The sequence below is a fragment of the Nocardia sp. JCM 38205 genome (genome assembly GCF_058222935.1).
In genome coordinates, this window is the sequence record NZ_JBYHFL010000001.1 from 1,422,030 (window position 1) to 1,447,560 (window position 25,531).

12 protein-coding genes are annotated in these 25,531 nt (G+C 70.0%); 10 read left to right on the forward strand and 2 right to left on the reverse strand.

Going from position 1 to position 25,531, the window contains the following annotated elements; all coding sequences use genetic code 11:
* Positions 1 to 55: 55 nt before the first annotated feature.
* The gene (gene ctaD, locus AC4HOU_RS06635; protein WP_138447082.1) at positions 56 to 1,795 is read right to left on the reverse strand and encodes an aa3-type cytochrome oxidase subunit I; all 1,740 of its coding nucleotides are present in this window, start codon (positions 1,793 to 1,795) and stop codon (positions 56 to 58) included.
* A gap of 298 nt (positions 1,796 to 2,093) precedes the next feature.
* On the opposite strand from ctaD, the gene AC4HOU_RS06640 reads away from it, so the two are divergent.
* The 10 genes from AC4HOU_RS06640 to AC4HOU_RS06685 all read left to right on the forward strand — a co-directional run bounded on the left by AC4HOU_RS06640 (position 2,094) and on the right by AC4HOU_RS06685 (position 23,942).
* Positions 2,094 to 2,897 (forward strand): VOC family protein, encoded by an 804-nt coding sequence (locus tag AC4HOU_RS06640; RefSeq protein ID WP_490724233.1) that lies wholly within the window; start codon positions 2,094 to 2,096, stop codon positions 2,895 to 2,897.
* 54 nt (positions 2,898 to 2,951) lie between these two features.
* Positions 2,952 to 4,013 carry an ABC transporter substrate-binding protein gene (locus tag AC4HOU_RS06645; RefSeq protein WP_228815127.1) on the forward strand — a complete coding sequence of 354 codons (1,062 nt, stop codon included), beginning with the start codon at positions 2,952 to 2,954 and terminating at the stop codon, positions 4,011 to 4,013.
* A 144-nt stretch (positions 4,014 to 4,157) separates the two neighbouring features.
* On the forward strand, positions 4,158 to 4,616 hold the full coding sequence (locus AC4HOU_RS06650) for an AMP-binding protein (RefSeq protein WP_195019785.1): 459 nt from the start codon (positions 4,158 to 4,160) through the stop codon (positions 4,614 to 4,616).
* A gap of 204 nt (positions 4,617 to 4,820) precedes the next feature.
* On the forward strand, positions 4,821 to 17,972 hold the full coding sequence (locus AC4HOU_RS06655) for an amino acid adenylation domain-containing protein (protein WP_490724234.1): 13,152 nt from the start codon (positions 4,821 to 4,823) through the stop codon (positions 17,970 to 17,972).
* A complete protein-coding gene (locus tag AC4HOU_RS06660; RefSeq protein WP_163816189.1) occupies positions 17,969 to 18,970 on the forward strand; it encodes an ATP-binding cassette domain-containing protein in 1,002 nt (333 codons plus the stop codon). The genes AC4HOU_RS06655 and AC4HOU_RS06660 overlap by 4 nt, the downstream gene beginning before the upstream one ends.
* Positions 18,967 to 19,785, forward strand: a complete 819-nt coding sequence (locus AC4HOU_RS06665; protein ID WP_490724235.1) for an ABC transporter permease — start codon at positions 18,967 to 18,969, stop codon at positions 19,783 to 19,785. The genes AC4HOU_RS06660 and AC4HOU_RS06665 overlap by 4 nt, the downstream gene beginning before the upstream one ends.
* Positions 19,782 to 20,603 (forward strand): ABC transporter permease, encoded by an 822-nt coding sequence (locus tag AC4HOU_RS06670; protein WP_194992217.1) that lies wholly within the window; start codon positions 19,782 to 19,784, stop codon positions 20,601 to 20,603. The genes AC4HOU_RS06665 and AC4HOU_RS06670 overlap by 4 nt, the downstream gene beginning before the upstream one ends.
* Positions 20,604 to 20,773: 170 nt before the next feature.
* Positions 20,774 to 21,649, forward strand: coding sequence for a dioxygenase family protein (locus AC4HOU_RS06675; protein ID WP_490724263.1), 876 nt, complete (start codon positions 20,774 to 20,776; stop codon positions 21,647 to 21,649).
* A 293-nt stretch (positions 21,650 to 21,942) separates the two neighbouring features.
* The gene (gene nrdF, locus AC4HOU_RS06680; protein WP_014352279.1) at positions 21,943 to 22,905 is read left to right on the forward strand and encodes a class 1b ribonucleoside-diphosphate reductase subunit beta; all 963 of its coding nucleotides are present in this window, start codon (positions 21,943 to 21,945) and stop codon (positions 22,903 to 22,905) included.
* Between the two features lie 116 nt (positions 22,906 to 23,021).
* The gene (locus AC4HOU_RS06685; RefSeq protein ID WP_195019788.1) at positions 23,022 to 23,942 is read left to right on the forward strand and encodes a hypothetical protein; all 921 of its coding nucleotides are present in this window, start codon (positions 23,022 to 23,024) and stop codon (positions 23,940 to 23,942) included.
* 15 nt (positions 23,943 to 23,957) lie between these two features.
* On the opposite strand, the gene mgtE is transcribed toward AC4HOU_RS06685, so the two are convergent.
* A complete protein-coding gene (mgtE, locus tag AC4HOU_RS06690) occupies positions 23,958 to 25,322 on the reverse strand; it encodes a magnesium transporter (protein WP_163816198.1) in 1,365 nt (454 codons plus the stop codon).
* Between the last annotated feature and the right edge of the window lie 209 nt (positions 25,323 to 25,531).

Genomic DNA, 25,531 nt, shown 5'->3' on the forward strand with positions numbered 1-25,531 from the left:
TGCACCCGCTGGTCACCCCGGCGAGTGCACACTCATCGTCGAATGCTGTCTTCCGCTACTTGGTCAGGGCGCCTTCATGCACCTCGGTGGCATGCTTGCCCGAACCCCAGCCGACGTGGGCCTCGGCCCGCATCCGCTCGACCATGTGCGGGTAGTGCAGCTCGAAGGCCGGACGCTCGGACCGGATCCGCGGCAGCTCGTAGAAGTTGTGCCGCGGCGGCGGGCAGGTGGTGGCCCACTCCAGCGAGTTGCCGTAGCCCCACGGATCGTCCACGGTGACGACCTCGCCGTAACGGTAGCTCTTGAAGACGTTCCACAGGAACGGCAGCATCGAGGCGCCCAGCACGAACGCGCCGATGGTGGAGACCGTGTTCAGCGTGGTGAAGCCGTCGCTGGGCAGGTAGTCGGCGTAACGGCGCGGCATACCCTCCGCACCCAGCCAGTGCTGCACCAGGAAGGTGGTGTGGAAGCCGATGAAGGTGGTCCAGAAGTGCCACTTGGCCAGCCGCTCGTCCATCATGCGGCCGGTCATCTTGGGGAACCAGAAGTAGATGCCGGCGTAGGTGGCGAACACGATGGTGCCGAAGAGCACGTAGTGGAAGTGCGCGACCACGAAGTAGGAGTCGGTGACGTGGAAGTCCAGCGGCGGGCTGGCCAGGATGACACCGGACAGACCACCGAAGAGGAAGGTGACGATGAAGCCGATGGAGAACAGCATCGGCGATTCGAAGGTCAGCTGCCCCTTCCACATGGTGCCGATCCAGTTGAAGAACTTCACACCGGTCGGGACCGCGATCAGGAAGGTCATGAACGAGAAGTACGGCAGCAGCACCGCGCCGGTGGCGTACATGTGGTGCGCCCACACCGCGATGGACAGGGCGGCGATGCCGAGGGTGGCGTAGACCAGGGTGGTGTAACCGAAGATCGGCTTACGGCTGAAGACCGGGAAGATCTCGGAGACGATGCCGAAGAACGGCAGCGCGATGATGTACACCTCGGGGTGGCCGAAGAACCAGAACAGGTGCTGGTAGAGCAGGATGCCGCCGGTGGCCGGGTCGTAGATGTGGCCACCCAGGTGGCGGTCGTAGGCCAGGCCGAACAGGGCGGCGGTCAGCAGCGGGAAGGCGAGCAGGACCAGGACGCTGGTGACGGCGATGTTCCAGGTGAAGATCGGCATCCGGAACATGGTCATACCGGGTGCACGCAGGCAGACCACGGTGGTGAGCATGTTGACACCACCGAGGATGGTGCCGAGACCCGAGACCGCGAGGCCCAGGATCCACAGGTCGGTGCCGACGCCCGGGGAGTGCAGGATGTCGGTCAGCGGGACGTAGGCCGTCCAGCCGAAGTCGGCCGCGCCGCCAGGGGTGATGAAGCCCGCGGTCGCCATGGTGGCGCCGAACGCGTACAGCCAGTAGCTGAAGGCGTTCAGTCGCGGGAAGGCGACGTCGGGGGCGCCGATCTGCAGCGGCAGGATGATGTTGGCGAAGCCGAACACGATCGCGGTCGCATAGAACAGCAGCATGATCGTGCCGTGCATGGTGAACAGCTGGTTGAACTGCTCGGGCGAGAGGAACTGCAGACCCGGGCGCGCCAGCTCGCCACGCATCATCAGCGCCATCAGGCCGCCGATGAGGAAGAAGACCATCGAGGTCGTCAGGTACATGACGCCGAGGACCTTCGGGTCGGTCGTGGTGACCATCTTGTAGATGAACGACCCCTTGGGACCGGTCCGCGCCGGAAAAGGCCTAGTCGCTTCTAATTGAGGGACTGGCTGGGGCTCTACGGCAGTCACTGATCCTCCTGAAGGTGCCTTTAGGTCGCTCCGCAGGCTCCACTGTCAGCATGTGTCCGGTGGCGCCCGGGCACACGACGGTTAGCTTGCGCTCTTCGAATCGTAAACCGTGCTGCCGCAGGCGACCGAGCGGGTCCTACTCTGTGTCGTATTCGCGGCCCCTCGACACCCGTTTCCGCTGCCCTGGCCCGGTGTGTCGGCGCGGCGCGGACCGATGAGTCCGGCTCGACCGCGTCGTCTCTATCGATGGACATCGCCGCTGATCCCGGCGGCGGTGCGAACACCGAGGAGAGCGCAGATGGCACAGAACGCAGCGCACCGGCCCGGCGATCCCTGCTGGGTCGATGTCTACAGCTCCGACCCCGATCGCACGATCGCCTTCTACGGGGAACTGTTCGGCTGGACCGCCGAACGCGATGACGATTTCGGCGGCTATCTCACCTTCCGCACCGACGGTAAGGCCGTCGGCGGCGGGATGGGCCGGATGCCCGATGATCCCGACAGCCCGGATCAGTGGACGGTCTACCTGGCCGTCGAGGACGCCGAGGCGACCGCGAAGGCCGCCGTCGCGCACGGCGGGCAGATCGTGGTGGCGCCGATGGCGGTCGGCGATCTCGGCTCGATGGCGATTCTCGGCGATTCCAGCGGCGCGGGGGTCGGCATCTGGCAGGCGGGCACCTTCGGCGGTTTCGAGACCGCCGGGCTGGTCGAGGGCGGGCAGTGGAGCGATCATCACGGCGCCCCGTCCTGGTTCGAACTCACCACCCGCGATTTCGCCGGCTCGGTCGAGTTCTATCGGACCGTCTTCGGCTGGGACGACCTGTTCCCGATCTCCGACACCCCGGAGTTCCGCTACAGCACGCTGCATTCCACCAGCCCCATGCTCGGTGGCGTGATGGACGGTTCGAGTTTCCCGCCGGAGGGGTCACCGGGCGGATGGTCGGTGTATTTCGGCGCCGACGACGTCGACGCCACCGTCGCGAAGGCGGTGCGCCTGGGTGCGACGGTGACCGCGCCCGCCGAGGACACCCCGTACGGGCGGCTGGCCACCCTCGTCGACCCGAACGGTGCGCGATTCAGCCTCGGCGGCGACAAGGGCTGAGCACCGGCCGACCTCACCTGCGGATCGAGGGTGCGCGCATGTACCCTCACCGGCATGCCGGTGAGCGCGATGGGTCATGCACGCACCCGAATCCGCACGATCATGGGTGCCGTCGTCGTCGGCTGCGCCGCGATGCTCGGCGCGGGTTGCGCGACGCCCGCCGATGATTCGGCCTCGATCATCCGCACCACCACCAATATCGCCGGTGCGGGAGTGGTGGGGCTCGAGCGCGATACCGCGCACGCGTGCAGCCTGCCCACCGCGCCCGATCCGGCCGCCGGCGCCACCCGCACCGTCACCCACCCGTTCGGCGTCACCGAGGTGCCCGCCGACCCGCAGCGCATCGTGGTGCTCAGCACCGCGGCGCTGGACGCGGTGTGTGCGGTGGGCCTGTGGGAGCGGGTGGTCGGCGCCGCCACCGTCGATGGCCCGCGCCCGCAGCCGAGCTACCTGGGCACCGGCATCTCCGAGATCCCCGGCGTCGGCACCGTCGCCGCGCCGGACCCCGCCCTGATCGCGGCCCTGCACCCCGATCTCATCATCGGTGACCTGCCCGCGGCCGGCGCCGATTTCGGTGCGCTGTCGGGGATCGCGCCGACGGTGCTGATCGGTGACACGGGCGACTGGCAGCACCAGTTCACCACCCTCGCCGCGGCAATGGGACGGTCCGCGGCGGCGGAGACGGCGCTGGCGAACTTCCGCACCGAGGCGGCAGACGCCGGAAACGCCGTGGCCGCCAACCTCACTCAGGCCTCCCTCGTCCGCTTCACCGGCGACGGCACCAGGGTGCTCGGCAACGAGACCATGCCCGCGCAGGTGCTAGCGGCCCTCGGCGCCCATCGTCCGACCGCCCAGCGCGCGGGCTCGTTCGACGTCGACGAATCCGAGCTGACGCCGGTGGAAGGCGATCTGATCTACGTCATGTTCGCCGGCCCCGAAGGCCGCGAACACGGCGAGACGGTGCTGCGTTCGGATGAGTGGAAGGCGCTCGGCGCCGCCACCGACCGGCGGGTGTTCGCGGTGGACGACACCATCTGGCACACCAAGGGCCTGACCGCGGCCCGCGCCGTGCTCACCGATCTGCGCAACACCCTCAACGCCTACGTCAACGACTGATTCCCCGGCCGGGGCCACCCTGGGTGGGCAAACCACCACCCTGAGAGGGTGTGAGCCCGCGCCTTGGGGTGCTGGGGCCGCGGCCCCGTGACGGCGAGAGTGGAAGACAACCAACAGCGCCTTCCATTCCTCCGAGGGGACACCATGCACACTCCAGTCGAATCGCACACCGGCAACGTCACCGTGCTGCCGACGGCCCGGCCCGCCGCCGTCGACCCGCAGGCGGTCGTGCTGGACGCCGCGGATGTCTCGCTGTCCTATGCCGAGCTGGACAGCTGGTCGAACCGACTGGCCAGGCTGCTGCTCGAGATCGGCGCGGGCCCGGGGATCCGCGTGGCGATCGCCGTCGACGAGCCGGTGGAGGCCGTGGTCGCCGAACGCGCCGTCGTCAAGATCGGCGCGATCCCGATGACGATGCACGAGGGCGAATCCACCGCCTTCGGCACCGGTATCGGTGTCACCACCAAGCAGGAACGTCCGCAGCTCGACGATCGGATCAGCTGGCTGGTGCTCGATGACCGGTCGACGTTGCGGCGCTACCTGGCCGGCTCGGACGGCCCGCTGACCGAGGCGGATTTCGCGGTCACCGCACGCTCGGCCTGATCGGCGTTTTCTGCTCGTCGCGCGGCGCGGCCCGGCCCGGAAAATCGCGGGCGCGCAGTGTGGCCGATACGCCCACGGCGCGGCGCGCGCCGGTTCACACTGGACTTGCCGTGTTGTTGCTGCGCGGCGAGTACTACCACCACCGGGGTAGCTCGGGGGCGAATGCCTCGGTCGGCTACAGCGCGGTCGGAACGTAGGACTTCCATGACACAGCTATCCTCCGCACCCACCGACTCCGCACCCGCTCTCCCGGCGGGCGCGTTCCCGCTCTCTGCCGCCCAGCGCGGTATCTGGTTCGCCCAGCACGTCGCGGGCGACACTCCGATCTCGATCGCCCAGTACATCGAGCTGGCCGGGCCGATCGACGCGCAAGCCCTGGCGGCGGCCGCCCGGCAGGCCGGGCGCGAGTTCGGCACCGGGTATCTGCGACTGATCGAGGTCGACGGCCATCCGTTCCAGGTCGTCGATCCCACGCTGGACGACAGCATCCGCGAATTGGACCTGCGCGCGGAGCCGGACCCGGAGGCCGCGGCACACGCCTGGATGCGCGCCGAATATTCCGCGCCCCTGGAGCTGACCCGGGATCGGCTGGTGCGGATGGCGATGCTGCGGCTGAGCGATGAGCGCTGGTTCTGGTATTCGCGCATCCACCACATCGTGCTCGACGGCATGGGCGCGCTGGCCATGGTGCAGCGCACCGCCGAGCTGTACAACGCGGCCGCCGAGGGCAGGCAGGCGCCGCCGTGCAAGGCCGAGGATCTGCGCCGCATCGTCGACGCCGATCTGGCCTATCGCAGCTCCGACCGGTTCGCCGCCGATCGTGAGTACTGGCGTGACCATCTGGCCGGGATGGCCGATCCGGTGAATCTGGCCGGGCGCACCGCCGAGGTCGAGGCGCATCCGGCCCGCGTCGCGGGCGCGCTGCCCGCCGAGACCGCGGCCCTATTGGACGAGGTGGCCGAGGCGGCCGGTTCCGGGATGGCGCCGACGGTGGTGGCCGCGTTCGCCGCCTACCTGTCGACGATGACCGGCGCCGGCGAGGTGGTGCTGAGCCTGCCGGTGTCGGCGCGGATCACCGCGACGCTGCGGCGTTCGGGCGGGATGATCGCCAATGTGGTCCCGCTGCGGCTGACGCTGTCGCCGACGATGACGGTGGGTGCGACGATCCTGGCCGCGCAGGGCGAGCTGACCGGTGCGCTGCGGCGACAGCGCTACCGGCAGGAGGACATCGTCCGCGATCTTGGCTGGTCCATGGACGAGGCCGCCTCCTTCGGTCCGACGGTGAATCTGATGATGGCCGACACCAGGATCACGCTCGGCTCGGTCGTCGGCCGGCTGCATGTGCTCACCTCCGGGCTGATCGACGATCTGTTCGTCAACCTGTATCCGGGCGTCGGCGGGGAGAGCACCCACATCGATTTCCAGGCCAACGCCAACCTCTACAGCGATCCCGAACTGGCAGCCCACCACGAACGGTTCCTGCTGTTCCTGCACCGATTCCTGGCCGCGGGGGTCGACGCCCCGCTGGCAGGCATCGTGGCGCTGACCCACGCCGAGCGGGGTGAGCTGGTGCCTGCGCACGGCCCTGCGGGTGGCGCCGAGCGGACGCTGCCCGAACTGCTCGCCGCGGTGCGCGACCCGGAGGCCGTCGCGCTGGTGGGCGGCGCGGCGCGGCTGACCTACCGCGAGGTCGACGAGTACACCAACCGGCTGGCCCGGGTGCTGATCACGGCCGGGGCCGGGCCCGAACGCGGTGTCGCCACGGCCATCCCGCGTTCGGTGGAATCGGTGCTGGCGATGTTCGCGATCGCGAAGACCGGCGCGGCGTTCGTGCCGATCGATCCCACGTATCCGCTGGACCGTATCGAGCACATGCTCGACGACAGCGGTGTGGTCGCGGGCGTCACGGTGGCCGACGCGCGCGAGACCTTGCCGGAGCACGTGGAGTGGCTGGTGCTCGACGATCTCGCCACCGCCGAATCGGTGGCCGCGCGGGATCCGGGGCCGGTTCACGACGCCGACCGACGCGCGCCCGTGCGTCTGGATCAGGTCGCCTACATCATCTACACCTCCGGTTCCACCGGTCTGCCCAAAGGCGTGCTGGTCACCCATCGTGGTCTCGCCGATCTGGCGGCCGGCTCCGGCGCGGGCTTCGGTGTCGACGCCGACGCTGTTGTCGCACATGCCGTCTCGCCCAGCTTCGACATCTCGGTCGAGGAGATCCTCATCGCTTACACCGCGGGGGCCACGCTGGTGGTGGTGCCGCCCGCCGCGTTCGCGGGCGAGGAGCTGGCCGAGGTGCTGCGCACCTTCGAGGTCACCCATCTCAATGTGACGCCGACGGTGGTGGGATCGCTGGATCCGGCGTCGCTGCCGCGGCTGCGGACGGTGGTCGTCGGCGGTGACGCCTGCCCGCCGGAACTGGTGACCACCTGGGCGGGCCGCGCGCTCATCAATGGCTACGGACCGACCGAGACCACCGTCACCGCCACCCTCACCGCGCCGATGACGCCCGGCGCCCCGGTGACCATCGGTGGCCCGGCCCGTGCGGTCCGTGCGGTGGTGCTGGATGCGTGGTTGCGCCCGGTGGCGCCCGGCGCCGTCGGCGAGCTGTATCTCGCGGGTCCAGGGGTGGCGCGCGGCTACCACCGGCGTACCGGGCTGACGGCGAGCAGGTTCGTCGCCGACCCGTACTCCCCCGGCGCGCGGATGTATCGCACCGGCGATCTGGTGCGCTGGATCGCCGCGCACGGGCGGCACGAGCTGGAATACCAGGGCCGCAGCGACTTCCAGGTCAAGATCCGCGGCTTCCGGATCGAGCTCGGCGAGATCGACGATGCGCTGCAGCGGCAACCGGGGGTGGAGTTCGCGTTGACCCTCGGGACCGAGACCCCTGCGGGGTCAACAGCTCTGGTGTCGTATGTGCTGGCCGCCGGCGACGTCCATCCGGAGGCTCTGCGTGCGGCGCTGGGCCGGAGCCTGCCCGCCTACATGGTGCCCTCGGCGATCATGATGCTCGACCAGGTGCCGCTCACCCCGCTGGGCAAGGTGGACCGTAAGGCACTGCCCGCACCGGATTTCGCTCCGGCGCCGACCACCGGGCGGGCGCCGTCCACTCCAGCCGAGCACACGCTCGCCGCCCTGTTCGCCGAGGTCCTCGGCCTGGACGCGGTGGGCGTCGACGACAGTTTCTTCGCGCTCGGCGGCGACAGCATCGTCTCGATCCAGCTGGTGTCGCGGGCCAAGGCGGCCGGATTGGGGTTCAGCGCGCGCGATGTGTTCGAGCGAAAGACGGTGGCCGCGTTGGCCGCTGTCGCTACCGAGGTGTCGGCGGAGCAGGTGCGCGAGTTGCCCGGCGGTGGGGTGGGTCCGGTGGACCTCACGCCGATCGTGTGGGCGATGGTGGAGCACGGGCGCCCATGGCATCGGTTCGCGCAAGCCGTGCTGATCGGGCTGCCGGACGGGTTCACCCGGGACCGGTTGCGTGCCGCGCTGCGGACCGTCATCGACCACCACGATGTGCTGCGATCGACGTTACGACCGGTCGGCGAGGCGTGGGAATGGGTTGTTGCCGGGCCGGGTTCGGTCGAGGTCGACGCGCTGATCGACGTCATCGAGGCTGGGCCCGACCCCGAAACCACCTGTGAGCGCGCACTCCAGGACGCCGCCGACCGGCTCGATCCCGAAGCCGGAGTGGTGGCCCGCTTCGTCATCATCGAGCACGGCGACGCCGAACCGCTGTGCTGGCTGGTGCTGCATCATCTGGTCACCGACGGAATCTCGTGGCGCATCCTGCTGCCCGATCTGGCCGTCGCGGCCGCGGGCGGCGAGCTCGCGCCGGTAGGCACGTCGTTCCGGCGCTGGGCGCGGGCACAGACCGAGCAGGTCGCGACCCGCGCGGCCGAACTGCCGGTGTGGCAACGCATCCTGTCGACCGAGGATCCCCCATTCGGCCGCCGCGCCCTCGATCCCGCGGTCGACGTGGTCGCCACCATGGGCCGCCATCAGACGGTGATCCCGGCCGAGATCGCCGATACCGCGGTGACCACCGTGCCCGATCGATTCCACTGCGGCGCCGACGATGTGTTGCTCGCCGCACTGACGATGGCGCTGTGCCGCTGGCGAACCCGCACCGGCGCGCTGATCACCCTCGAAGGGCACGGCCGGGCCGAGGAGATCCTGCCCGGCGCCGATGTGGCGCGCACCGTCGGCTGGTTCACCAGCGTGTACCCGGTCGCGATCGACCTGGCCGGCATCGACCTCGACGACGCGTTCGCCGGTGGCGCCGCCGCGGGCGCCGCGGTGAAAGCGACCAAGGAACAGTTGCGCGCGGTCCCGGACAAGGGCGTCGGCTACGGCATGCTGCGTCACCTCGACGCCGAAACCGCCGCGGCCCTGGCCGAGGCACCGCAGCCGCAGCTCGGATTCAACTACCTCGGCCGGGCGGGCACCGCCACCTCCGGCGCGTGGCTGCCGCGCCGCTTCGCCGCCACCCAGGACGATGGCGCACCGCTGCCCGCCGTGATCGATATCAATGCCGTGCTTACCGACGGCGGGCTGGAGGTGACCTGGGACTATGCGGGCCACCTGCTCGACGCCGACGACGTGGCCGAGCTCGCCGAGCTGTGGAGCGCGGCCCTGCGAGCGCTGGTCACGCATGCGGGCCACGCGGGCGCCGGTGGACGGTCGCCGTCGGACTTCGACCTCGTCCCGCTCACCCAGGCCCAGATCGACGACTGGGAGCAGCGCTACCCCGACCTGGTGGACGTGTGGCCGCTCTCGCCCTTGCAGTACGGCCTGCTCTTCCACGCCCGCTACGACTCCGACACCGCCGACGGCTACACGGTGCAGTCGCTGCTCACCCTCGCCGGCGCCGTCGACGCGGACCGGCTGCGCAGCGCCGCGCAGGCGCTGGTCGACCGGCACGAGAACCTACGGGTGGCGTTCACCGAAACCGAGGACGGCCCACGTCAATTGGTGCTCGGGGCAGCCGAGGTCGGCTGGCAGGAGATCGATCTCACCGCGACCGGCGAGGCCGAACGTGATCGGGAACTGCACCGGCTGATCGCCCTGGACGCGAACACCCGCTTCGATCTCACCCGTCCGCCGCTGCTGCGGTTCACCCTCATCCACCTCCGACCGGACACCTACCGGCTGATCATGACCAACCATCATCTGGTGCTGGACGGCTGGTCCACGCCGCTGCTGGTGCGCGAACTGCTCACCCTCTACGTCACCTCGGGTGACACCACCGCGTTCGCGCCCGCCCGGTCCTACCGGGAATTCCTGGCCTGGCTGGCCGAACAGGATCAGGACGCCTCGGTCCAGGCGTGGTCGCGGTATCTCGCGGGTGTCGACACACCCACCCGGGCGGTCGCATCGCTGGCCGATATCGAATCCCCGCAGACCGCCGAGGTCTCCGCCGAGCTCACCGCGACGACCCTCGCCCGGCTCGAATCGGCGGCCCGCGACTGCGGGGCGACGGTCAACACGATGGTGCAGGCGGCGTGGGCCATGCTGCTCGCCATGCTCACCGGCCGCACCGACGTGGTGTTCGGCGGCACGGTGTCGGGCAGGCCGCCCGAACTGGCCGGCGTCGAGGACATGGTCGGGCTGTTCATCAACACCCTGCCGGTGCGGGTGCGGTTCGCGCCGGGCGAATCGGTGGCGGACCTGCTCGCGCGGGTGCAGGCCGAGCAGGCGCGGTTGCTCGATCATCAGCATGTCGGGCTCGCCGCCATCCATCAGGCCGTCGGACTGCCGGAACTGTTCGACACGCTCGCGGTGTTCGAGTCGTATCCGATCGATCGGGAAGCGCTGTCGCAGGCTCTCGACATCGCCGGGATGCGGGTGCTCGATGTGGCGGGCACCGATGCCACGCCGTATCCGCTGAATCTCATGGTGATTCCACTGCGCGGGCTCGACGGCCGCGATTCGCTGCGGATCACGCTGAAATACCTCGCCGACCACTTCGACGCGAGCCAGGCGGGCCCGCTGCTGGATCGTTTCGTCCGGCTGCTGGTGCAGCTCGCCGACGATCCCGGGCGCCCGGTGGCCCGGCTGCGGTACTGCGACGACGTCGAACTCGCCGCACTCGCGCCGGTGCAGGGGCCGCCGTCGGCGCCGCAGCGACCGCTGCCCGACATCCTCGCCGACGGCGCCCGCCTCGACCGCGCCGCCCTCGCGGTGGACGCCGGCGAACTCACCATGACCTACGGCGATCTCGATGCCTGGTCGAACCGGTTCGCCCGGGTGCTGCTGCGGCGCGGCGTCGGCCGCGAGGTGTTCGTGGTGCTGGCCCTGACCCGCTCGCTGGAATCGGTGGTGGCGGTGTGGGCGCTGGCCAAGACGGGCGCGGCGTTCGTGCCGCTGGATCCGAGTCATCCGGTGGAACGGATCGAGCACATGCTCACCGATTCGAAGGCCCCCATCGGCGTGACGGTCACCGAGATCGGCGAGAGCTTGCCCGGCACCATCGACTGGCTGCTGCTCGACGACCTGCCCACCATGCGCCGCGCCATGACCGTCTCGGCGGACCCGATCACCGACGCCGAGCGCGGCGGCCCGATCGATCTGGACCAGACCGCGTATCTGATCTACACCTCCGGCTCCACCGGCAAACCCAAGGCCGTGCTGGTGAGCCATCGCGGCATCGCCAATCTCGCCGCGGGCAAACGCGAAACCCTTGGCATCGATGCCTCCGCCGCGGTATTGCAGGTGGCCTCACCGAGTTTCGACGCGTCGGTGTCGGAGTTGGTGATGGCGCACAGCGCGGGCGCGCGGCTGGTGGTCGCGCCGCCGGAGGTGTACGGCGGCAGCGAACTCCAGCGTTTGCTGCGCACTCGGCGGGTCACCCATGCCGTGATCACGCCCTCGGCGCTGGCCACCATGGAACCGACGGACCTGTCGGAACTGCGGGTACTCGCCGTCGCCGGTGAGGCCGCGACCCCCGAGCTGATCGCGCGCTGGGCACCGGGCAGGCGCATGGTGAACGTGTACGGCCCCACCGAGTTCAGTGTGTGGGCCACCGGTCCGGCCGAACTCACCGCGGGTGCGCCGATCACCATCGGCGGCCCGATTCGTGGCGCGTCGGCGCTGGTGCTCGATACCTGGTTGCGTCCGGTGCCGGTCGGTGTCGCGGGCGAGCTGTATCTGGCGGGCCCGGCGCTGGCCCGCGGCTACTTCAACCGGCCCGCCTTGACGGCGGGGCGATTCGTCGCCTACCCCTCGGGTAACGCGGGCGAGCGGATGTACCGCACCGGGGACATGGTGCGGTGGGTGCGCGACGGCGACTCCGCGTTGGCGCTGGAGTATCTGGGGCGCAGCGATTTCCAGGTGAAGATCCGTGGTCTGCGCATCGAACTCGGTGAGATCGACGCGGTGCTGTCGGCGGTCGATGACGTCGAATACGCCGTCACCATCGGCCGGGCCGGGCCGGCGGGGGCGACGGTGCTGGTGTCGTATGTGCTGCCCGTCGCCGGTGCGACGCTCGACCCGGAACAGCTACGCGCCCGCGTCGCCGCTGAACTTCCCGGATACATGGTGCCCGCCTATCTGGTGGTGCTGGACGAGATCCCGTTGACGCCGGTCGGCAAGCTGGATCGGGCCGCGCTGCCGGTGCCGGACTTCGCCGCGGCTCGGCGGCCCTACCTCGCGCCGCGCGGACCGGTGGAGCAGGCCGTCGCCGAGGTCTTCGCCGACGTGCTCGGCAGCGAACGGGTCGGTGCGGACGAGTCGTTCTTCGAACTGGGCGGCAATTCCCTCAGCGCGACCAGGGTGGTGGCGCGGGTCAACGCGGCATTGGGCTCGACCATCGCGCTGCGCGACCTGTTCGACGCACCGACCGTCGCCCAGCTCTCGGCCCGGATCGTGCCCGCCACCGACGGCGCGCGGGGCCGGTTCGTGCTCGCGCCCCGGGTGCGCCCGGACCGGGTGCCGCTCTCGCCCGCCCAGCAGCGCATGTGGGTGCTGAACCGGATGGACCCGGCGTCGGCGGCCTACAACATCGCCGTCGCGCTGCGCCTGACCGGCGACCTCGATCTCGCCGCGCTGCGCCGGGCACTCGGCGATGTGGTGGGCCGCCACGAGAGCCTGCGCACGATCTACCCCGCCGATGCCGAGGGGCCGCGTCAGGTGGTGATCGGCGCCGAGGTCGCCACGCCGGCACTCGAGATCACCAATACCGATGACGGTGCCGCACTCCGGGTCCGCATCGCGGAGCTGACCGGTGCCGGTTTCGACATCACCGAGCAGCCCCCGTTGCGGCTCGGCCTCTTCCGCCTCATCGGCACGGCCGAACCGGAGCATGTGCTGGTCCTGGTGGTCCATCACATCAGCGCCGACGGGTTCTCCATGGCGCCGCTGGCCACCGACCTGATGGCCGCCTACGCCAGGCATCGTTCCGTGGCGGTGGATGGGCCGTCGACGACCGTCACCGAATCCGAGCAGGCGCCGCTGCCCGTCCAGTACGCGGACTTCGCGCTGTGGCACCGTGAGCTACTCGGCGACGAATCCGATCCGGAATCCCTGGCCGCGCAGCAGATCCGGTATTGGACCGAAACCCTGGCAGGCGCGCCCGACGTGCTCGATCTGCCCGCCGACCGGCCGCGTCCGGCGGTGCAGTCGATGCGCAGTGCGGATGTGCCGCTCACCATCGATCCCGCGCTGCATCGCCGGCTCACCGAACTGGCCGCGACCACCGAGACCAGCGTGTTCATGGTGTTGCACGCGACGCTGGCGGCCGTGCTCGCCCGGCTCGGCAGCACCGACGACATCGTGATCGGCACGCCCGTGGCCGGTCGCGGCGATGCAGCGCTGGACCGGCTGGTCGGCATGTTCGTCAACACGCTCGCCCTGCGCACCCCAGTAGATCAACGGCTGAGTTTCGCCGAATTCCTCGCCTCGGTGCGTGGACGCGATCTGGACGCGTTCGCCGCGGCCGATGTGCCGTTCGAACGGCTGGTGCAGGTCCTGGACCCGCCGCGCTCGACCGCGCATCATCCGATCTTCCAGGTCTCGCTGTCGTTGCAGAACTTCGTCGAACCGATGCTCGAACTGCCCGGTCTGCGGGTGCAGGTGCAGGACTTCCAGCGTGACAGCGCGCAATTCGATCTCATCCTCGACCTCCGCGAACGCTTCGGCCCCGGCGGGCCGGAGGGTGTGCAGGGCCTGCTGACCTACGCCACCGACCTGTTCGAACCCGACACCGCCGCGACGCTGGCCCGGCGCTGGGTGCGGCTGCTCGCCGCCGTCGTCGCCGATCCCGGGGCGCCGCTGGCCGAGATCGATCTCCTCGACGACGCCGAGCGCGCCGAGCTGGTTCCGGTGCGCGGGCCCGGCAGCGCGGGGACCACGACGCTGGCGCAGCTCCTGGCCCGCTCGGCTCAGCGGTATCCGGATCGTCCCGCGATCATCGCCGACGGGCGGACGCGGACCTATCGCGACCTCGATACCGACTCCGACCGGCTCGCCGCGCGACTGATCGAGGCCGGCGCCGGACCGGAAACCGTTGTCGCCCTCGGCATGCCACGATCAGCGCAGCTGCTCATCGCGCTGTGGGCCACCGCGAAGACCGGCGCGGCGTTCCTGCCGGTCGATCCGAAGCATCCGGTGGACCGGATCGAGCACATGCTGGGCGATTCCCGTGCCCGGCTCGGTGTCACGGTCGCCGCCCATCGGCCCGCACTGCCCGACAGCACGCACTGGGTAGTCCTGGACGGCGACCCCGCGGTGGCTTCGTCACCGCGTCCGGTCCCCGAGCCGCACCCGGATCAGCCCGCCTGGCTGATCTACACCTCCGGCTCGACCGGCACCCCGAAGGGGGTCACCGTCACCCACCGTGGGCTGGCCGATCTCGTTGCCGCACAAGGTGAGCTGCTGGGGCTCGACGAGCAGGCCCGTGTCCTTCAGGTAGCGTCACCGAGCTTCGACGCCTCGATCTTCGAGGCGCTGATGGCGTTCGGATCGGGTGCGGCAGCGGTCGTCGCACCGCCGGAGGTCTACGGTGGCAGCCCGCTGGCCGAGCTGATCGAGGCCGAGCAAATCAGCCATCTGGTCATCACGCCGTCGGCGCTGGCCACCGTCGACGCCGACGCGGTGTCGAGCGTGCGGATGCTGGCGGTGGCGGGCGAGGCGGTGGGCGCCGAGCTGGTCGAGCGCTGGTGCAGCGGCCCCCATCGCCGCATGCTGAACCTGTACGGTCCCGCCGAATTCACCATTTGGGCGACGGCATCGCGGCCGCTGCTGCCGAACTCGCCCGTCACCATCGGCGCACCGATTCGCGGAGCGGCGGTGCTGGTGCTCGACGATCACCTGCGCCCGGTCCCGGTGGGCGTCGCGGGCGAGCTGTATCTGACCGGCCCCGCGTTGGCGCGCGGCTACCACAACCGGCCCGGCCTCACCGCCGCGCGCTTCGTCGCCGACCCGTTCGGCGCGCCAGGCACTCGCCTGTATCGCAGCGGTGACCTCGCCCGCTGGGTGCGCACGAGCACGGGCACGGTGGAGCTGGAATATCTGGGGCGCACCGACTTCCAGATCAAGGTGCGCGGGCAGCGCGTCGAGCTCGGCGAGATCGATGCGGTGCTTGGACGCGCCGAGGGCGTCGACTTCGCCGTCACCCTCGGTGTCCCCGGCCCCACCGGATCCACGGCACTGGCGGCCTATCTGGTGCGCGCACCTGGCGCGGAGATCGACCTGACCGCGGTGCAGACGTTCGCCGCCGACATCCTGCCGTCGTACATGGTGCCCGCGGCGTTCGTCGTGCTGGAGGAGATACCGCGCACCGCCGTCGGCAAACTGGACCGCGAGGCGCTGCCCGCCCCGGTCTTCGCCACCGAGCAGACCGCCTACCGGCCGCCGAGCACCCCGACCGAGCAGGCCCTCGCCGAGATCTTCGCCGAACTGCTCGGCCGGCCACGGGTCGGCGCCGACGATTCCTTCTTCGCCCTCGGCGGCGACAGCATCCTGGCCATCCAGCTGGTGTCGCGGGCGAAACTGCGCGGCATCGCCTGCACGCCACTACAGGTCTTCGAACATCGCACCGTCGCGGCGCTGGCCGCGGCCGCCGACGCGGCAGGCCCCGCCGTCATGCTGGAGGAGCTGCCCGGCGGCGGTGTCGGCGAACTGCCGCTCACCCCGATCGTGCGCTACATGATCGAGCGCGGCGGTGATTTCGGCCGGTTCGCCCAGACGGCGGTACTCGAGCTGCCTTTGGGCATCGACCGCGAGCAGCTGGTCGCGACCCTCACCGCCGTGGTCGACCGGCACGACATGCTGCGCTCGCGGCTGCGCCACGACGGTACGGACTGGCGGTGGAGTGTCGCGGCCCCTGGCGCGGTCGACGTCGGGGCTCTCCTGCACCGGATCACCTTCGACGTCGTGGCCGATACCGTCGAGCTGCACGAATTCGCGGTCACCGAACTGGATTCGGCGCTGCACCGGCTCGACCCGGCCGAGGGGGTCCTGGCGCAGTTCCTGTGGCTGGATCCGGTCGGCGCGGCCGGCACCAGGACCGCATCGGGCCGGTTGATCGTGGTGCTGCATCATCTCGCCGTCGACGCGGTGTCCTGGCGCATCCTGGTGCCCGATCTGATCGCGGCCTGGGCGCAGGTCAGCACCGCGACAGCGCCGGTGCTCGCCGAGACCGGCACCTCCATGCGCCGCTGGTCGCGCGCACTGACCGAGCAGGCCCACACCGAGCACCGCATCGCCGAACTCGACTACTGGCGCGCGGTCGTGGCCGGACCCGACCCGCTGCTCGGCCCTCGCGCACTGGATCCGGCGATCGACCTGTCCGACACGCTGCGCACGGTCGAGGTGACGGTCACCGCCGACGTCACCGCGGCCCTGCTCGGCAACCTGCCACGGTTGTCCGGCGGCGGCGTCAACGACGGCCTGCTCGCCGCGCTCGCGCTGGCCCTGATGCGCTGGCGCGCCCGGCGCGGCACCACCGAATCCACCGCGCTGATCCGGCTCGAAGGCCACGGCCGGCAGGAGGAGGTCGTGCCAGGGGCCGACCTGTCGCGGACGGTCGGCTGGTTCACCAGCCTCTACCCGGTGCGCTTGGCGCTCACCGACATCGACGTCGACGACGCCTTCACCGGCGGCCACGCGATGGGCGCCGCGGTGCGCGCGGTCGAACGCACGCTGCGCGCGGTGCCGGACAAGGGCATCGGATTCGGCCTGCTGCGCTACCTGAATCCCGAGACCGCGCAGCGGCTTCCGCGCGCACTGCCAGGGCAGATCGCGTTCAACTATCTCGGCCGGTACTCCACCGCCGACATCCCGGCGGGCCTGGAGGGTCTTGGCTGGCTACCGACCGACGATCTCGGCGAACTGCCCGCCCCCGAACATCCCGATGTCCCGTTGATGTCCGCGCTCGCGGTGGATTCGGTGGTCATCGGCGACCGGCTGCACGCGACATTCGGCTATCCGCGCACCCTGCTGGACGGCGCCGACGTCACCGAATTGGCGGACCTGTGGATCGAAGCGCTCGCCGCCCTCGCCACCTACGCCGCGTCACCGGAGGCCCAGCGCACCGAAGCCGCGCCGCAGACACCCGCCCCGGCAACCGGACTCGGCCTCGACGTGCTGCTGCCGATCCGCCCCGACGGCAGCGAACCGGCACTGTTCTGCGTCCACCCCTCCTCGGGCATGGCCTGGAGTTACCTCGGGTTGGCCGAACGGCTGCGGCCGGGCCGCCCGATCTACGGCCTGCAAGCGCCCGACCTGTCCGGTCGCGAACCCTCGGCCCGCTCCATCGACGAGTTCGCCGACCGCTATATCCGCGAAATCCGTGCCCTTCAGCCCGACGGGCCCTACCACCTGCTCGGCTGGTCCTTCGGCGGACTCATCGCCCACAACATGGCGGCGAAACTGCGCGCGCAGGGCGCGACGGTGGGCGTGGTGGCGCTGCTGGACGCCGACACCGCCGATATCGACGGCGACAGCATCGAGCGGCTCACCCCCGGCGGTTTCGTCAACAGTTTCGGCGCCGTGTTCGGCATCGACAACGTGCCCGCCGAGGCCACCGCGCGGGAAGCGGCCGAACTGATCCGGGAACGCTTCGGCGGCGTCTCGATCATCGACGCCGACACCATCGAACGCATGGCGGCCTCCTACAACGCCTCCGCCCGCACCCGCACCGGCTACCAGCGGCCGCGCTACGACGGCGACCTGGTGTATTTCAGCGCCACCGTCGACAGCTCCGACATCTTCGGGCCCGAGGGCTGGCGGCCCTATGTGAGCGGGACGATCACCGACCACGACGTCGACGTCACCCACGACGAAATGACCACCCCCTACGCGCTCTCGATCATCGCGCAGGAGCTCGATACCCATCTGGGAGGCCCGCAATGAGTCCCGATCACGGCGTCCTCGTCGAAGGCATCGAGAAATCCTTCGGCGCCGTCCACGCGCTGCGCGGCGTCGACTTCCACGCCGCCCCCGGCGAGGTGCTCGGCATCCTCGGCCCCAACGGCGCGGGCAAGACCACGACGGTGAACATCCTGTCCACGCTGATCCCGCCCGATCGCGGGCGCGCGGTGGTGGCCGGCCACGATGTGGTCGCCGACCCGGCCGCGGTGCGCCGATCCATCATGCTGACCGGCCAGTACGCCGCCCTCGACGACATGCTCAGCGGCTACGAGAACCTGGTGATGTTCGGCAGGCTGATGGGTTTGCGCAAACGCGCCGCCCGCGCCCGCGCCGACGAGCTGATCGCCGCCTTCGACCTGGTCGCCGCGGCGGGACGGCGGGTCGGCACCTATTCCGGCGGTATGCGGCGCCGCATCGATATCGCCTGCGGGCTGGTCGTGCGCCCGGAGGTGGTGTTCCTGGACGAGCCGACCACCGGCCTCGATCCACGCAGCAGACAGGGCGTCTGGGATCTGGTCGGCGGCTTCCAGCAGGCGGGCATCACCACCCTGCTCACCACCCAGTACCTGGAAGAGGCCGACGCGCTCAGCGACCGGATCATCGTCATCGATCACGGCGTGGTGATCGCCGCGGGCACCGCCGACGAACTGAAGGCCCGCACCGGTGGCAGCTATTGCGAGGTCGTGCCGCTGGATCTCGGCGATCTGCCGGCCATCGCCGACGCGCTCGGTTCGCTGCTGCCGCAGGGCAATCGGGCGATGTTCACCACCGAATCCGACCGCATCGCGATCCCCGCCCCCGATGGCGCGAAAACGCTGGCGGAGGCGCTGCGGCGACTGGACGCGGCCGGGGTCGAACTGGTCGATATCGCACTGCGCCGCCCGTCGCTCGACGACGTCTTCCTCCAGCTCACCGGCCACCTCGCCGCCACCGAGTCCGAGGCCGAGCCGCAACCCGCTGCGGCACAGGCACTGCCATGACCGCCGCGGTCTGGTTGACGGGCACACGGGCCCGGCAGGTGACCCCCGCGCAGTGGTGGGTGCTCACCGCCCGGTTCATCGTGCCGTCGGTGCGGTCCGGTGAGATCCTGTCCTCGATCCTCGCACCGGCGGCCTTCACCGCGAGCTTCTATCTGCCGCTGAAGACCGTGATGATGTTCGCGGGCACCGGATTCAGCAGCTACGCCCAGTTCATGATGCCGATCGTGATCCTGCAGGCGGCCGCGTTCACGGCCATCTCGGCGGCGTTCCGGGCGGCCACCGACGCCGTCGCCGGACTCAACCGCCGCTTCGGCGCCATGCCGATCAACCCGTTCGTTCCGGTCGCCGCGCGGATGGCAGGCAACGTCTTCCGGTTGGTCATCGCGCTCACCACGGCGCTGGTCTGCGGGTACGTCATCGGGTTCCGGTTCCGCCTCGATGCCGTGCACACACTGGGGTTCCTGTTGTTCGCGCTGCTCGTTGGCATCGCGCTGACGCTGGCGGCCGACGTCATCGGCACACTGTCGAAGAGCCCGGAGGCCACCACGCAGGCGCTGGTGCTGCCGCCGTTGATCCTCGGCATGCTGTCCACCGGACTCGCACCCGCGGCCCAATTCCCGGAGTGGGTGCAACCGTTCGTGCGCAACCAGCCGGTCTCCCAGTTCGTCATCGCCTTGCGCGCGCTGGCCGGCGACACCCTCGGCAATGCCGGCGACGTGTCGTGGTCGCTCATGGGGCCGCCGCTGGCCTGGGCCTTCGGCATCCTCGCGGTCTGCGCGCCCGCGGCGGTGCGGCTGAGTGCCAGGAGGCGATGATGACCCTGCCCGCCGCCGACCCCGCCGACCTGCGCACCGCGCCGGAAACCTCGGCTACCGCGCTGATCCGGCACACCGTCATCCAGACCCAGCGGCTGCTGCTGCGCTGGGCGCGCAACCCGATCACCCTGCTGGAGACCCTGCTCATCCCCTGCCTGCTGCTGCTCATGCTCGACATCGTGGTGGGCGGGCAGATCCAGAAGTTCACCGGCCAGGACGCGCTCTACGGTTCGGTCCCGATGGTCGCCGTCGTCGGTGCGCTCTCGGGCGCGGTCGCCGGCGGGGTGCTGCTCGGACGGGAACGCGATGCCGGGCTGCTGGCGCGGTTCTGGGTACTGCCGGTGCATCGAGCGTCGGGCCTGGCCTCGCGGATTCTCGCCGAGGGCTGCCGGATCTTCGCCGGCACCGTCACCGTGGTCATCGTCGGCTACCTGCTCGGCTTCCGCTTCCAGCAGGGTCTGGCCGCGACGGTCGCGTTTCTGCTCGTGCCCACCCTGTTCGGCCTGGCGTTCGCCACCGTGGTCACCGCCGTCGCGGTCTACACCGCCAAAGCCACCCTGGTGGAGGCGATTACGATCCTCACCTCGCTGATGATGTTCTTCAGCACCGGCTTCGTCCCACTGGCCGCCTACCCGCAGTGGCTGCAACCGATCGTGCACAACCAGCCCATGTCGACCGCCGTGGACACCATGCGCGCCCTCGCCAAGGGCGGCGAACTGGCCCGGCCGCTCACCCTGACCCTGCTGTGGTCGGCCGCCGCGATCGTGCTGTTCGCGGTACCGGCCACCATCGGGTACCGGCGGGCCAGCCGGCGCTGACCCTCCCGGCTCACAGCCGACTCCCAGCGAATGCCCAGCCCGGCCGGAGCCGGCAGCCATAGCGTCGAAAGCGACAACGTGGATCGAGGGAAGGACATCTCGTGGGCAGACAGCACAGGCGCGGCGGCGAGCACGAGCACGATCTGGGGCTCGCGCACGATCTGCGGGTGATGTCGCGTCGACGGGCGCTGTGGATGTTCGGTGCGGCCGGCGCCGCGGGGGCTGCCGCGGTGGCAGCCGGGTGCGCGAGCGACGACGGCGCCGAGGCCGTGACGACGAGCACGGCGGCGTCGACCGAGACGCCCGTCGCCGCACCCGCCGAAACCGCCGGCCCCTACCCCGGCGACGGTTCCAATGGCCCGAACGTGCTGATCGAATCCGGCGTCGTCCGCTCCGATATCACCGGCAGCTTCGGCGCCTACACCGGTGTGGCGGAGGGTGTGCCGCTCACCATCGACCTCACCCTGCACGATCTGGCCGCCGGGACCCTCGGCGCGGGCATGGCGCTGTATCTGTGGCAGTGCGACCGGGAAGGCCGCTACTCGCTCTACAGCGACGGCGTCACCGAACAGAACTATCTGCGCGGAGTCCAGATCGCCGACAGTGCGGGCAAGATCACCTTCGCCTCGATCTTCCCGGCCTGCTACGACGGCCGCTGGCCGCACCTGCATTTCGAGGTCTACGACTCCCTCGAAGCCGCGGTCGCCGGCGACAACGCCCGCCTCACCTCACAGATCGCACTGCCCGAGGACGCCTGCGAAGCCGTCTACGCCTACGACTCCGGCTATTCGGCCAGCATCCCGAATCTGTCGGCGGTATCGCTGGATTCGGACATGGTCTTCGGCGACGGCTGGGACGCCGAGCTCGCCGACGTCACCGGCTCCCCCGCCACCGGCCTCACCGCCACCCTCACCATCGGCGTCGCGGAAAAATCGGCCAACACCTCCCCCGACGGCGGCGCCCCCGGCGGGATGCCACCGGGCGCGAGCAACGGCCGCCCGCCGGGGCCACCGCCCGGCGGCACCCGCCCGCAGCCCGGCAACTGAGCGATCCCGCCCCGGTCCCCGGTCGCCGAGGCGCCCCACCTGCGGGTCTGGCAAATCCTCCGCGATCGCGCGCGACGCACCCGGCACCGATGCACGCCCCGGCCCGGCGATGGCGGACAATAGGGCGCACGGCAGCGGCCGCCACAGCTCCCCACCTAGCCGGTGAGGATGGCCGCTCGACACAAGGTGTTGTGTTGTCCGGAGTTGTCACCCACAAGGAGTAGTGTTCTGGGTGTAGGGAATTCCGTGACAGCAGCGTGCTCGGATGTGCGCGGGAAAGGCGTGGAGGCAGGATGAAACTGATCGATCGGGTGTCGGCCATCAACTGGAATCGGGTGCCCGACGAGAAGGATGCCGAGGTCTGGGACCGGCTGACCGGCAACTTCTGGCTGCCGGAGAAGGTGCCGGTGTCCAACGACATCCCGTCGTGGAACACCCTGACCGCCGACGAGAAGCAGCTGACCATGCGGGTCTTCACCGGCCTCACGCTGCTCGACACCATCCAGGGCACCGTCGGCGCGGTGAGCCTGATCCCCGACGCGCTCACCCCGCACGAGGAGGCGGTGCTCACCAACATCGCGTTCATGGAATCGGTGCACGCGAAGAGCTACAGCTCGATCTTCTCCACGCTGTGCTCCACCCGCGAGATCGACGATGCCTTCCGCTGGTCGGAGGAGAACCGCAACCTCCAGCGCAAGGCCGAGATCGTGCTCGACTACTACCGCGGTGACGAGCCGCTCAAGCGCAAGGTGGCCTCAACCCTGCTGGAGAGCTTCCTGTTCTACTCCGGTTTCTACCTGCCGATGCACTGGTCATCGCGGGCCAAGCTCACCAACACCGCCGATATGATCCGGCTGATCATCCGCGACGAGGCGGTGCACGGCTACTACATCGGCTACAAGTACCAGAAGGGCCTCGAGCAGGTCACCCAGGCCGAACGCGACGAGCTCAAGAACTACACCTTCGAGCTGCTGTTCGAGCTCTACGACAACGAGGTCGAATACACCCAGGATCTCTACGACGAGGTGGGCCTCACCGAAGACGTCAAGAAGTTCCTGCGCTACAACGCCAACAAGGCGCTGATGAACCTCGGCTACGAGGGCCTGTTCCCCAAGGACGAAACCGAAGTCAACCCGGCCATCCTGTCGGCGCTCTCGCCCAACGCCGACGAGAACCACGACTTCTTCTCCGGATCCGGGTCCAGCTACGTCATCGGCAAGGCCGTCAACACCGAAGACGAAGACTGGGAGTTCTAGAACCGGCGGTCTGCTCGAGCCCGGCGTCCACGATTCGATCGTGGCGTCGGGCTCGAGTTATTTTGTCCGAAGACCGGTCCCCCTCGGTGGGTCGGCGCCCACCCGAGGGAGTTTCGTTGTTGCGTCGCCTGGCCATCGTTGCCGCAGTAGTGATCGGCGGCGTCGGCTGTCAGCAGCAGAGCGCGTCGAGTCCGGTCGATGAGATCTGGTTCACCCCCGCCGTCTCCGAGGCGCAGGTCTCCGAGGTGTTCCAGCGCATCCGCACGGTCGATCCGTGCGCCCTGATACCGCGGTCGGCACTGCAAGAGCACGGGACCGTCGGCGAGGTGCACGTCGGTGGGCAGACGATCAACGGCTGCCGGGCCCGCCTCGACGCCGGCGGATCGGCGGTCGACACCACCTGGGCGCTGGCGTGGGCGCCGGCCGCAAGCACCGTCCAGGAGACCCGGCGGGTCGGTGAGGTCAAGGTCGAGGTGCTCTCACCGGAGGATCTCGGGTCCACCGCGGAGCCGAAACAGTGCTGGGCCACCGCGGAATTCCCGTCGATGGCACAGATCGTGCTGACCGTCGAGGCGCCGACTCCGGTCGACACCTGCGCGATCGGCAACGCGCTGATCGACACCGCGATCGAGCAGCTGCCGAGCAGCCCCGGCTACGGCACCTCGCCGGATTCGGTGCGCACCGTGCTCACCGGCGCCGACCCGTGCGAGGCGCTGCCGAAGCTCGCCGCCACCCCACTGCCCGTGCACGACTATCAGACCGCCCACACCTGCCGGTTCGGCACCACCGACGCGCCCACCGCCATCGAGTACGGCTACCAGGCCGAAGACGAGATCCGCCGCGATCAGACCGTCACGATGGACAACCGCACCGTCTACGTCGGCCGCGTCGGCGGCGGCCAATTCATCGGCTACACCTTCGCGGTGGGCCCGGAGCTGCCCGGCGGCGCACTGCCCGTGATCACCGTGCTCGGTAAGAATCAGCCGGAGGTCGAGCGGGCCCGCGACCAGCTGATGACCATGTACCCGCTGCCCTGAGCGCGGCGGTCCGGCTCAGATCCCGAGCACCAGCTTCGCGGTGGTGAAGTAGATGATCAGGCCGGTCGCGTCCACCAGCGTGGTCACCATCGGCGCCGACACCACGGCCGGGTCGATCCGCAACCGCTTGGCCAGCAGCGGCATGGTGCCGCCGATGGTCGCCGCCCACCCGCAGATGATGATGAGCGTGACGCCGACGACCACCGCGATGCGCGGGCCGACGAAGAAGGCCCCGATCACCACGCCTGCCCCGGCCAGCATGGCCCCGAGTACCAGCCCCACCCGGCATTCGCGCCAGATCACCTTCAGCAGATCGCTGCCACGAACCTCACCGACCGCCAGCGCGCGCACGCACGCGGTGGCGGCCTGCGCACCCGCATTGCCACCCGCTCCGATCAGCAGCGGGATGAACAGCGCCAGTTGCGCGGCCTGTTCGAGGGTGCCCTCGAAGAAATCGGTCACGCTGACGGTCAAGGTGGCCGCCAGCAGCAACAGCAGCAGCCACAGCGCCCGGTACCGGGCCAGCTGGAAGACCCCCGCCGCCATGTAGTGGCCTTCCCACGGCGCCGAACCGGACTGCTTGGCGACGTCCTCGGTGTCGGCGGCCTCGATGACCTCCACCGCGTCATCGAAGGTCAGCAGCCCGACGAGGCGATCCTCACTGTCGACGACGGGCAGGTTGAGGTCGTTGGTCTCGCGCATCAACCGGGCCGCCTTCTCCGCGGAGTCGGTGGCGCGGACGAACGCGGGCTCGGTGACGACCAGATCGGCCACCATCGTCTCGGGGCTGCTGAGCACCAGCTCCCGCAGTTCCACGATGCCGCGCAACCGGCGTCCGGTGTCGACCACGGGCAGGGTGTAGACGGTTTCGGCGCCCGCACCCTTGAGCTGCACGGTGCGCAAGGCTTCGGCGACGGTCAGATTCCCCGGCAGCGCAACGACTTCCGGCGTCATATACCGGCCGACCGAGCCCTCCGGGTAGCCGAGCAGGGCGGCGGTCATCCGGCGTTCCCGCGGGCTCAGCCCCGCCAACGCCTTCTTGGCGACCTTGGCCGGTGCCTCGCGCAGCATCCGGGCACGGTCGTCGGGCGCCATGGCCTCGACCAGTTCGCGGAAACTCTGATCCCGCATGCCCTGCAGGATCTGCTGCTGGTCGACCGGCTCCAGCTCTTCGAACACCGCCAGCGCGAGGTCCTTGTCCAGCAGCCGGAACGCGACACCGGCGCCGACGGCGTCCATGCGGGCGATCTCGTCGGCGATGACGTGGGGTGGGTGGGTGTCGAGCCAGTGCAGGGCCGCGTCGACGCGGTGGCGTTCGACGACATCCTGCAGGGATTCCGACAGCGTGGGACGCTCGTGGATCAGTTCGGTCTGCGACATGGCAAAGTCCTCGGCACAGCAGTGAGTTGGCGAGTGAATCGGAAATCGACATCACACCGCGGGCGCTCACGCCAGTCGCTACCGCCGGAAGAACCTGCTACCGGGAACGCGAAGGCGCGGCGCCGCGCGGCCTTCGACTGGGAGGTTCGCTGCGCATCGCAACACCACCTCCTCCGGAATTCGCCGCCGCGTCATATCGCGGCCGGTCC